Below are 9,578 nucleotides of genomic sequence, written 5' to 3'. Positions count from 1 at the left end.
TTCCTTGTCGTTGGGAGTTGCAGCGGCCGCTGCTGCCTGTACGGGGCCGGCTACTGTGGACGGCGCGCGGCAATTCGTCCATTGCGTGCGCGTCGGCGTACTCATTCCGTTCAGCACTGTGCCACGCCAGGCGCACCTTTGCAGGGATGGGCGCGAACCGGCAGGGTGCGCGACAATCGGCAGTGCCATCCACCTGCCTGGGTCGTTGAATGCACATGGACGAAAACGAAGCGGTCCCCTGCGGGATGCAGCTGCCGCAGGCATGGCAGGAAATGCTGACCGACGCATACATCGAACGGCAGTCGATCGGTGTGTCGCGTGCCGACGTCGCCCGCGTCCATCGATCGGGCCAGGCGGATGCCTTCCTGAAATCGGAAGTGATCGATGCCTTCAGTGAACTGGGTGATGAGATCGCCCGGCTGCGTTGGCTGCAGGCGCAGGGGCAGTCGGCGCCGACGGTGATTGCCACGACCGAGGAGGGCGGTCGGCGCTGGTTGTTGATGAGCGCGCTGCCCGGCCGCGACCTGGCCTCCTCGCCGGAGCTCGCGCCGAGGCAGGTGGCAGAACTGCTGGCTGACGCACTGCGTGGGCTGCATGCCGTGCCTGTAGCCAACTGCCCGTTCGACCAGCGGTTGGCATCGCGCCTGCAGGCCGCACAGGCACGCGTCGAGGCGGGGCTGGTCGATGCCGATGACTTCGACGACGAGCGGCTGGGCCAGAGCCCGCAGCAGGTTTTCGCCGAGCTGCGCGCTACCCGGCCCGCTCATGAAGACCTGGTGGTCAGTCATGGCGATGCCTGCCTGCCCAACCTGATGGTGGCCGATGGGCGGTTCACCGGCTTCATCGATTGTGGCCGGTTGGGCGTGGCCGACCGCTATCAGGACCTGGCCCTGGCCGCGCGCAGCCTGGTCCACAATTCCGGTGAGACCCGCTGTGTCGCCACGCTGTTCCGGCGCTACGGTGCGGTCCCTGATGAGCGGCGGCTTGCATTCTATCGGTTGCTTGACGAGTTCTTCTGAGACCGCGCACGGCTTGCGATGGCTGCGCAGATCAGGCCACCCACCACGCTCAGGTGTTCCAGCGCGAAGAACAGGGCCAGTTGCTGTTCTGCACCTTGCTTGGCCCAGAAGGTGTGCACGATGACGATGGTCAACAGCATGAACACCGCAAGTGCGCCGCTGCCCAGCCACAGCAGGCGATCGAGCAGCAGGCACAGTGAGCCGCCCAGCAGCACCATGGCGCTGGCGATGTTGAACAGCGCAGGTGGGTGCAGCCCGGCCGCCTGCATCTCGGCGACGCTGTTGTCCCACGCCATCAGTTTGGCCAGGCCCGAGGACAGGAACACCACGGCCAACAGCAGGCGGGCGAGGAACCACAGCGCGCGGCTGTCGAGCAGGGTGGAGATCATCCGTGGCATGCAGCAGCTCCGGGTTGAGCGTTGGGCAGGGCGGGCAGCATCGGGCCTCAACAGCGGTTGAGGTCAAGGCTGCCTGAACGAAGCCCGGTGGTGGCCGGGCTACCCTCTTCAAAACGGACGAACGTTCGTTCACTATTTGTGGCATGAGCAGAATCGACCGCAATGAGCAGCGCATGATCCTGATCCTGCAGGCGGCACTGCAGTGCTTCCTCGCAAAGGGATTTCACCAGACCAGCATGCGTGACATCGCGCAGGCGGCCGGCGTCAGCCTGGGCAATCTCTACAACCACTTTCCGGGCAAGGAAGCGATCATCCTCGCAGTGGCGGTGGCCGAGAGCGAAGAACTGGCACCGTTGTTGCAGCGACTGGTCGCGTCCAATGGCGAGCGTGCACAGGTACTGGTTTTCCTTCAGGACTTCCACGCACTGTGCCGCCAGCCGGAATGGGCGGCGCTTGCCGTCGAAGTGCTGGCCGAGAGCGCACGCAATCCAGCCGTGGCCGAGGCATTTGCGGCCAATCGCAGGCAATTGCAGGCGACGCTGGCCGAAGCCCTGCAGCAGGTGGCTCAGCGCGAGCGGCGGCGTCCCGTGCTGGCAGCGGCACTGCAGGCTCAGGTGCTGCTGGATGCCATCGAAAGCGATGCACTGCGTCGGGGGCTGGGCGAAGCCGATGGCACCGATGGGGCATCGCTGGATCTTGGCCTGCTCGCGCGGCTGCTCGGGGCACGCGCATGAGCGCCGATGACCGGCGATTGCACGGCCTTGATCTGGCTCGCTACCTGGCTTTGGCCGGCATGGTGCTGGTCAACTTCCGCCTGGCGATGGCCGGTCCCGCTGAAGAAGCGGGCTGGCTGGCGGGATTCTTCCATCTGCTGGAAGGCAAGGCGTCGGCGACCTTCGTCACCCTGGCCGGTCTTGGCCTGGTGCTGGCTACGCAGCGGCAGCAATGGTGGCCAGCCAGCGTGCAGACCTTGCGGCGCGCGCTGTTCCTGCTGGTGCTGGGCCTGCTCAATCTGACCGTGTTCCCCGCCGACATCCTGCATTACTACGCGGTGTACTTCGCGCTGGCCGTGGTGTGGCTGCGCGCCTCCCCGCAGGTATTGCTGGCCAGCATTGTTGGCCTTGCCGCCTGTTCGTTCTGGGCGCTGCTGCACTGGGACTACAGCCAGGGATGGAACTGGCAGACGCTGGAGTACGCCGGCCTCTGGCAATGGCCAGGTGCCGCGCGCAACCTGCTGTTCAATGGCTTCCATCCGCTGCTGCCCTGGCTGTGCTTCTTCCTGCTGGGCATGTTGCTGGCGCGGCTGCAGTTGTCGCAACCGCGGGTGCAGCGTGCACTGCTGGTGCTGGGCGTGCTGTTGATCGGTGCCGGCCAGGGCGTGCAGCATCTTGCGCAGGGAACGCCATGGCAGGCGTGGCTGGGTACGCAACCGATGCCGCCGGGCCCCGCCTACGTGCTTACCGGTGCGGGCGCGGCCTGCAGTGTCATCGCCGCCTGCCTGTGGCTGGCACGGGTACATCCGGGCGACTGGCTGGAGCCGTTCACGGCGGCAGGGCGCATGACCCTCACGCTCTATGTCGGCCACATCCTGCTGGGCATGGGAACACTGGAAAGCCTTGGCCTGCTTGATGGGCGTGCTTCGCTTGCGTCGGTGCTGTTGTGGGCGCTGTTGTTCCTGATGCTGGCGACAGGCGCGGCGTGGCTGTGGTCGTGGCGGTTCGCACGCGGTCCGCTGGAAGCGATGATGCGGCGCATCGCGGGCTAGTCCTTTGGTCGCGCCGAGGTGATGTTGTGACGGACATGTCTGTGTCGCGGCGATCGCATCTGCGATAGTGGCGGCAGGTATTACTTTCCGCTTGCATCCATGTCATTCGCTTCGGCGCAGCATCTCGGCGAAGTCCTGCAACAATCCTATGGCATTACCGCCACCGCCGTGGTGCCGCGCCCGGTGGGCGCCGACGCCAATGCCAGCGTGTATCGTGTGGACGCGCGCCACGGGCAATGGTGGCTGAAATGCCGCACGTACCAGGTTGATCCGGCGGTATGGGACAGCCTGCACTGGCTGCGCGGTACGCTGGGCATCGATGAAATCGTTGCCCCGTGGCCGGCGTTGACCGGTGGCGCGTCGGTGCAGCGTTGGGGATTGCAGTTCACCCTGTTCCCTTACATCGAAGGCCAGTCCGGGTTCGAGGCGGCGTTGAGCCATGGGCAGTGGCGGCGCCTGGGCGAGGTGCTGCGGCGCCTGCACGCGTCTCAGCTGCCGACCGAACTGCAGGGTGCGCTTCCGACCACGCGGCTGGAAACTGCGGCACTTGAGACCGTTGGGCAGTGGCTGGCCGGCGAGGGCCTTGCGGCTGCAAAGGATGGACTGGGCCGTGCATTCGTTTCCGTATGGGACCGGCAGCATGCGCGCATCACCGCGCTGCACGCGCAGGCACTGCAGCTGCACGCGGCATTGCAGGAGGTTCCGGTTGACCTGCACCTGTGTCATACCGATCTGCATGCCGGCAATCTGCTGATGGGCAATGACGGTGGCCTGCACCTGATCGATTGGGACGGCCTGTCGCTGGCCCCGCGTGAGCGTGACCTGATGTTCATCGGTGCCGCGGTTGGCGGGCGCTGGGGGCGTGAGAATCCGCTGGGCTTCGAGGAGGGTTATGGCAGCGACCGCGGCGACCCGCGCTGGATCGCGTGGTACCGGCACTGGCGCATCCTGCAGGACCTGATCGAGTTCCAGCAGGTGTTGCTGGGCAGCGATGGAGAGGAGCGTTCGCCTCCATTGCGGCGGCAGTCGCTGCACTATCTGGGCGAACAGTTCGCGCCGGGCAATGTGTTCGATGCTGCGGAGCGTGCGTATCGCGCGCTGGCGTAGGTTCCGGGCCGTTGCCAGGATCGCCCCGGGTTGCCAGGATCGCCCGGGTAGAGTCGACTGTTAGTCGACTGCTCTTCGAATGAACCAGCAATGCCCGCGATGCGCGCGATAGTCGACTAACAGTCGACTCTACCCGCAGCCTGTCCGTGCACGACCCATGGGTTGTCCATGCAGGTGGTTTTCATTCTGCGGGCTTGGCCGCTGCCGAGGCCGCCGCACTTGCGGCACGCCGCGACAACACCGCTTCGCGGTGGGCGATGTAGGCGTTCGCGGCGAGGATGATGCTGGCGCCGATGAGCGTCCAGCGATCCACGCTTTCGTTGAACAACAGCCAGCCGAAGAGTGTTACCAGCGGCAGCTGCAGGAAGCTGATCGGGGTCAGTGCCGAGACTTCACCGAGCCGCAGTGCCCGCGTCCACAGCAGCTGGCCGATAGTGCCGAGTACGCCGGTGGCCAGCAGCCACAGCCAGGCGATGCCGGTCGGCCAGACCCAGACGAACAGGGCCGGCACCAGCGACAGGGGTACCCAGAACACGTAGGTGTAGAGCACCACGGTGTCGGCGCTGTCGACGCGGGTCAGCTGCTTGATCTGGATCGCCACCAATGAGCTGAGCACGGCGGCAGCCACCGCCACCAAGCTGCCCGCGGTGAAGCCCGCGGTACCGGGCCGCACGATCACCAGCACGCCGATGAAGCCGACCACGACCGCAGCCCAGCGCCGCACGCGCACGGTTTCCCCCAACCACAGCACGGCGGCAATCGTGACGAACAGCGGCGTGGAATACGACAGCGAAACCGCCTGCGCCAAAGGCAGGTGGCCCAGCGCCCAGAACGCGCACAGCATCGAACCGAGGCCGATCGCACTGCGCACGAAATAGCGCGGCAGCTGCTGGGTCTTCAGCGGCGCATGGCCCGGGCGCAACAGCATCGGCAACAGGGCCAGCAGGCCGAAGGCGTTGCGGAAGAACGCTACTTCCTGGGTCGGCACGTAGCGCGTGGCATAGCGGATCGCCACCGCCATCAGGCCGAACGCCATCGTACTGCCGAGCATCAGCAGCGCCGCCCGCATCGGAGTGGCGCTTGGGGAGAGGGCGGGGGTGCTCACCACTGGGCGCCGAGCAGGCGGGGCTCCGGTTCGATCGGCACGCCGAACTTCTCCAGCACCGAGGCCGAGATGCGGCGTGCAAGTGCCAGCAGTTCAGCGCCGCTGGCGTTGCCATGGTTGACCAGCACCAGCGCGTGGCTGGCGGCCACGCCGGCATCGCCTTCGCGGAAACCCTTCCAGCCGCAGGACTCGATCATCCAGGCCGCCGAAACCTTGCGCTTGCCGTCCTGGTCGGACGGGAACACCGGCAGGTCGGGGAAGTGCTGCAGCAGCACGTCAACCTGTTCCAGCGGCAGCACCGGGTTCTTGAAGAAGCTGCCGGCATTGCCCAGCACGTCCGGGTCGGGCAGCTTGCGGCGGCGGATCGCGATCACCGCATTGGCTACGTCCACCGCACCCGGCAGTTCCACGCCCTGTGCCTGCAGTTCCTCGCGGATGCCGGCGTAGTCCATGCGCAGGTCATGCAGCAATGGCAGCTTCAGCTCGATGGCAGTGATCAGGTAACGGTCCATCTGCTGCTTGAACACGCTGTCGCGGTAGGCGAAGCCACACTGTTCGTTGTCCAGCCGCACCCAGGCCTGTTCCTGGCAGTCCCAGGCCTCGACGGACTGGATGAATTCGCCAACCTGCGCGCCATAGGCACCGATGTTCTGGATCGGCGCGGCACCGGCGGTGCCGGGAATCAGGGCCAGGTTTTCCAGGCCGGACAGGCCTTCCTGCAGCGACCACATCACCAGGCCATGCCAGGGCACACCGGCGCCGGCGCGGATCACCGCATGGTCGGCGCGGTGTTCAAGGAAACTGATGTCGCGGTTGCCGAACACCAGCACGGTGCCGGGCAGGTCTTCTGCGATCAGTACGTTGCTGCCGCTGCCCAGCACCAGCAGTGGGCCGCTGGCCACTTCGGGCAGCGCCAGCACTTCCGGCAGCAGGGCAGCGTCGTGCAGTTCCAGCAGCTGTGCCGCGCTGGCCTGCACATGGAAGGTGTTCAGTGCCTGCAGGGGCGCATTGCGGGTGAGCGTCCAGCGCAGCGGTGCGGCTGCATCGGTGGTGTCCATGGGCGCGCTCACAGCGGCGCCACCGCGCCGCGGCTCGGCGCTTCGCGGCGGCGACGGATCGCCTCCACGCATTCGGAGACCAGGGCGGGGCCACGGAAGATCAGGCCGCTGTAGCACTGCACCAGCGCGGCGCCGGCGGCCATCTTGGCCACGGCATCGGCACCGGACAGGATGCCGCCGACACCGATCAGCGGTACCGATTCGGGCAGGCGCGAACGCAGGCGGCGCAGCACCAGCGTGGACTGCTCCAGCACCGGCGCGCCGGACAGGCCACCGGCCTCGTTGGCCAGCGGATCGCCGGCCACCTTGCTGTGGTCGATGGTGGTGTTGGTGGCGATCACGCCGTCCACCTGCAGTTCGCCCAGCACGCGCGCGGCGGCATCGATGTCGCGTTCACTGAGGTCCGGCGCCACCTTCACCAGCATCGGCACGCGGCGACCGTGCTGCGCAGCCAGGGCTTCCTGGCGGTCACGCAGCTGGCTGACCAGCTGGCGCAGTGCGGTCTCTTCCTGCAGCTCACGCAGGCCGGCGGTGTTGGGCGAGGAGATGTTGACCGTGATGTAGTCGGCCAGCGGATACACCTTGTCCAGGCAGGCGATGTAATCGTCCACGGCCTGTTCGTTGGGGGTGTCCTTGTTCTTGCCGATGTTGATGCCGAGCAGGCCGCGACGGTTGCGCGCGCGTTCGACATTGCGCACCAGCGCATCCACGCCCGCGTTGTTGAAGCCCATGCGGTTGATGATCGCGTTGTGCTCCGGCAGGCGGAACAGGCGCGGCTGCGGGTTGCCGGCCTGCGGGCGCGGGGTGATGGTGCCGATTTCGACGAAGCCGAAGCCCAGCGCGAACAGCGCATCGATATGCTCGCCGTTCTTGTCCAGGCCAGCAGCGAGGCCGACCGGATTGGGGAACGTCAGCCCGAACACGGTGCTCGGCATCGGCGCGATGCGGGCGGCCAGCAGCGGCGTGGTGCCGGTGCGATAGGCCAGGTCCATTGCGGACAGGCCGAGGCCGTGGGCGCGCTCGGCGTCGAGCGAGAACAGGAAGGGGCGGGCAAGCGAATACATGCGTCGGTTCAGTCCAGCGTGCCGAGGAAGGCTCGGGTTCGATATTCAAAAGCAACCTGGCCGTCGACCGCGTGGGCGGCGAACAGGTCCTGCAGAGCGGCGATCATCGGCGCATGGCGCGGGTGACCGGGTTGGGGGGCATAGGAGGAGGACAGCAGGCGCCCTTGCAGGGCATCCAGATCCAGGTACTGCACGTTCGGCAGCTGCACCATGCCGCGCAGCCCGGCGCCGAACCAGGCCTGCATGGTGGCGTCGTCCTGGTAGCGCTCGGCCACGGCGGTGTAGTCGGTGCCGTAGTCCAGCAGCAGCTGTTCGTAGCCGACCAGGAACGGGCTGGCATCGAGCAGGCGCGAGTTCCAGTAGATCAGTGCCTGGCCACCCGGGCGCAGGATGCGCTGCCACTCGGCGCGCACCGCTACGGTATCGAACCAGTGGAAGGCCTGCGCGACGCTGACCAGGTCAACGCTGGCATCGTCCAGGCCGGTGGCCTCGGCGCGGCCGTCGATAGCGCTGAATCGTGGGTACTGCGGTGCCAGCCACTGCTCGGACGCAGCGCGCATGGCGGCGTTCGGTTCCACCGCAATGACCGGATGGCCGGTGGCCAGGAACAGGCGGCTGGAAATGCCGGTGCCGGCGCCGATGTCGGCGACCACGGCCTCGTGGCCCACGCCCATGGGGCCATGCAGCCACTCCAGCAGGGCGGGCGGGTAGTCGGGCCGGTAGCGGACGTAATCGGCGACGCGACTGCTGAAGCGTTCAGTGCTGTCGGAAACGGTCATGGCGATCAGTTCGACATCGCGGCGAGCCAGGCCAGGCCGCCGAAGAACAGGATGAAGACCAGGATGGCGGCGACTACCGCGCCGACCATCACCCAGCCCAGCACAAGACCGGTGACGGCAAGGCCATCGCCTTCCAGTTCCTGCGGGCGGCGGCGGATCTCGGCGCGGGCCATGTGGCCGGTGACGATGGCCACGATGCTGGCCACGAAGGGCAGGACGGTCCAGCTGGCGATGCCCATGACCAGGCTGACTACGGCCAGGGCGCTTGTCTGTCGGGGTGCCACGCTCATCGGGGTCCTCCTTGGCAGTGTGCACATGATAGTGCCTCTGCCCGGGCAATCCCATGGGCAGCGCCCTGTAGAGCCGAGCCCATGCTCGGCTGGACCCTGGACAATGCAGTGTCGACCGCGCCTCGCGCGCTAGCCGAGCGTGGGCTCGGCTCTACAGATTCAGCCCATCAACACCTGGCCGCCGTCCACATTGAGCACATGGCCGGTGATCCAGCGCGCCAGCGGCGAGCACAGGAACAGGGCCGCGTCGGCAATCTCGCGCGGATGGCCGAAGCGGCCGAACGGGATCTTCGCCACGGTGCCGTGGTACAGCGCGGGGTCTTCGGTGCGGCGGCGATCCCACAGGCCATCGTCGAATTCGATGGAACCGGGTGCGATGGCGTTGACCCGGATCCGGTCCTTGGCCAGCGCCAGTGCCTGCGAGGTGGTGTAGTGCGACAGCGCGGCCTTGGCGGCGGCGTAGGGTGCGCCGCCGGGGCGTGGCTGCTGTGCGGCGATCGAGGACAGGTTGAGGATGCAGGCATCGCTGGATGCGCGCAGCCAGGGCAGTGCCAGGCGCGAGGCCCGCACCGCCGCCATCAGATCGATCTGCAGGCTGGCGGCCCAGCCATCTTCGTCATCGGCCATGCCGTAGCCGGTGGCGTTGTTGACCAGCACATCGATGCCGCCGAGTGCGTTGGCGGCAGCGTCCAGCCACACCTGGATCTGGCCAATGTCGGCCAGATCGGTGGCAAACGTGTGCAGCGACGTGCCTTGGGCATGGGCGTCGGCCTGCAGGGCGTCCAGCCCGGCCTGTCCGCGGGCGCAGGCCGATACCTGCGCACCGGCAGCAGCGAATGCCAGCGCCATTTCACGGCCAATGCCCTTGCTGCCGCCGGCGATCAGCACGCGGCGGCCGGTGAAATCAATCACCGGCTTGCGACCTTGTAGAGCCGAGCCATGCTCGGCTGCATTTCCAACGGTGTTCATGGCGCATCCTGCCGAGCATGGCCT

General features: G+C 67.0%; 11 protein-coding genes. 4 read left to right on the top strand and 7 right to left on the bottom strand.

From position 1 onward, the window contains the following. Positions 1 to 215: 215 nt before the first annotated feature. The gene (locus AASM09_RS13160; RefSeq protein ID WP_049430707.1) at positions 216 to 1,019 is read left to right on the top strand and encodes an APH(3')-II family aminoglycoside O-phosphotransferase; all 804 of its coding nucleotides are present in this window, start codon (positions 216 to 218) and stop codon (positions 1,017 to 1,019) included. Here the strand turns inward: AASM09_RS13160 and AASM09_RS13155 are convergent. Continuing rightward, positions 992 to 1,417: a DoxX family protein gene (locus tag AASM09_RS13155; protein WP_049430705.1), complete on the bottom strand. Its 426-nt coding sequence runs from the start codon at positions 1,415 to 1,417 to the stop codon at positions 992 to 994. The two genes, AASM09_RS13160 and AASM09_RS13155, sit on opposite strands and share 28 nt — an antisense overlap. A gap of 143 nt (positions 1,418 to 1,560) precedes the next feature. Between AASM09_RS13155 and AASM09_RS13150 the strand changes: the two genes are divergently transcribed. The 3 genes from AASM09_RS13150 (at position 1,561) to AASM09_RS13140 (ending at position 4,289) form a co-directional block, all read left to right on the top strand. After that, positions 1,561 to 2,151 carry a TetR/AcrR family transcriptional regulator gene (locus tag AASM09_RS13150; protein ID WP_049430703.1) on the top strand — a complete coding sequence of 197 codons (591 nt, stop codon included), beginning with the start codon at positions 1,561 to 1,563 and terminating at the stop codon, positions 2,149 to 2,151. Next, complete coding sequence (locus tag AASM09_RS13145) at positions 2,148 to 3,182, top strand: DUF418 domain-containing protein (protein ID WP_049430701.1); 1,035 nt, start codon at positions 2,148 to 2,150, stop codon at positions 3,180 to 3,182. The genes AASM09_RS13150 and AASM09_RS13145 overlap by 4 nt, the downstream gene beginning before the upstream one ends. Positions 3,183 to 3,281: 99 nt before the next feature. Further along, positions 3,282 to 4,289 carry an aminoglycoside phosphotransferase family protein gene (locus AASM09_RS13140; protein ID WP_100443601.1) on the top strand — a complete coding sequence of 336 codons (1,008 nt, stop codon included), beginning with the start codon at positions 3,282 to 3,284 and terminating at the stop codon, positions 4,287 to 4,289. Between the two features lie 181 nt (positions 4,290 to 4,470). Here the strand turns inward: AASM09_RS13140 and AASM09_RS13135 are convergent, their stop codons facing one another. The 6 genes from AASM09_RS13135 to AASM09_RS13110 form a co-directional block, all read right to left on the bottom strand. Beyond that, entirely contained in the window at positions 4,471 to 5,358 is an 888-nt protein-coding gene (locus tag AASM09_RS13135) for a DMT family transporter (protein ID WP_049431043.1), read from the bottom strand. A gap of 32 nt (positions 5,359 to 5,390) precedes the next feature. After that, positions 5,391 to 6,452 (bottom strand): UDP-N-acetylmuramate dehydrogenase, encoded by a 1,062-nt coding sequence (gene murB, locus AASM09_RS13130; protein ID WP_049431056.1) that lies wholly within the window; start codon positions 6,450 to 6,452, stop codon positions 5,391 to 5,393. An 8-nt stretch (positions 6,453 to 6,460) separates the two neighbouring features. Then, the gene (locus tag AASM09_RS13125) at positions 6,461 to 7,516 is read right to left on the bottom strand and encodes a quinone-dependent dihydroorotate dehydrogenase (RefSeq protein WP_049431038.1); all 1,056 of its coding nucleotides are present in this window, start codon (positions 7,514 to 7,516) and stop codon (positions 6,461 to 6,463) included. 8 nt (positions 7,517 to 7,524) lie between these two features. After that, on the bottom strand, positions 7,525 to 8,295 hold the full coding sequence (locus tag AASM09_RS13120) for a class I SAM-dependent methyltransferase (RefSeq protein WP_049431035.1): 771 nt from the start codon (positions 8,293 to 8,295) through the stop codon (positions 7,525 to 7,527). 5 nt (positions 8,296 to 8,300) lie between these two features. After that, positions 8,301 to 8,585, bottom strand: coding sequence for a DUF4190 domain-containing protein (locus tag AASM09_RS13115; RefSeq protein WP_049431031.1), 285 nt, complete (start codon positions 8,583 to 8,585; stop codon positions 8,301 to 8,303). A 159-nt stretch (positions 8,586 to 8,744) separates the two neighbouring features. Next, the gene (locus AASM09_RS13110) at positions 8,745 to 9,554 is read right to left on the bottom strand and encodes an SDR family NAD(P)-dependent oxidoreductase (protein ID WP_049431028.1); all 810 of its coding nucleotides are present in this window, start codon (positions 9,552 to 9,554) and stop codon (positions 8,745 to 8,747) included. Positions 9,555 to 9,578 lie beyond the last annotated feature (24 nt).

It is taken from the genome of Stenotrophomonas maltophilia (assembly GCF_039555535.1).
GTDB classification, from domain to species: Bacteria; Pseudomonadota; Gammaproteobacteria; order Xanthomonadales; family Xanthomonadaceae; genus Stenotrophomonas; species Stenotrophomonas maltophilia_Q.
Note: the sequence above shows the minus strand (reverse complement) of the source record. Positions and strands in the feature narration are given on the sequence as shown.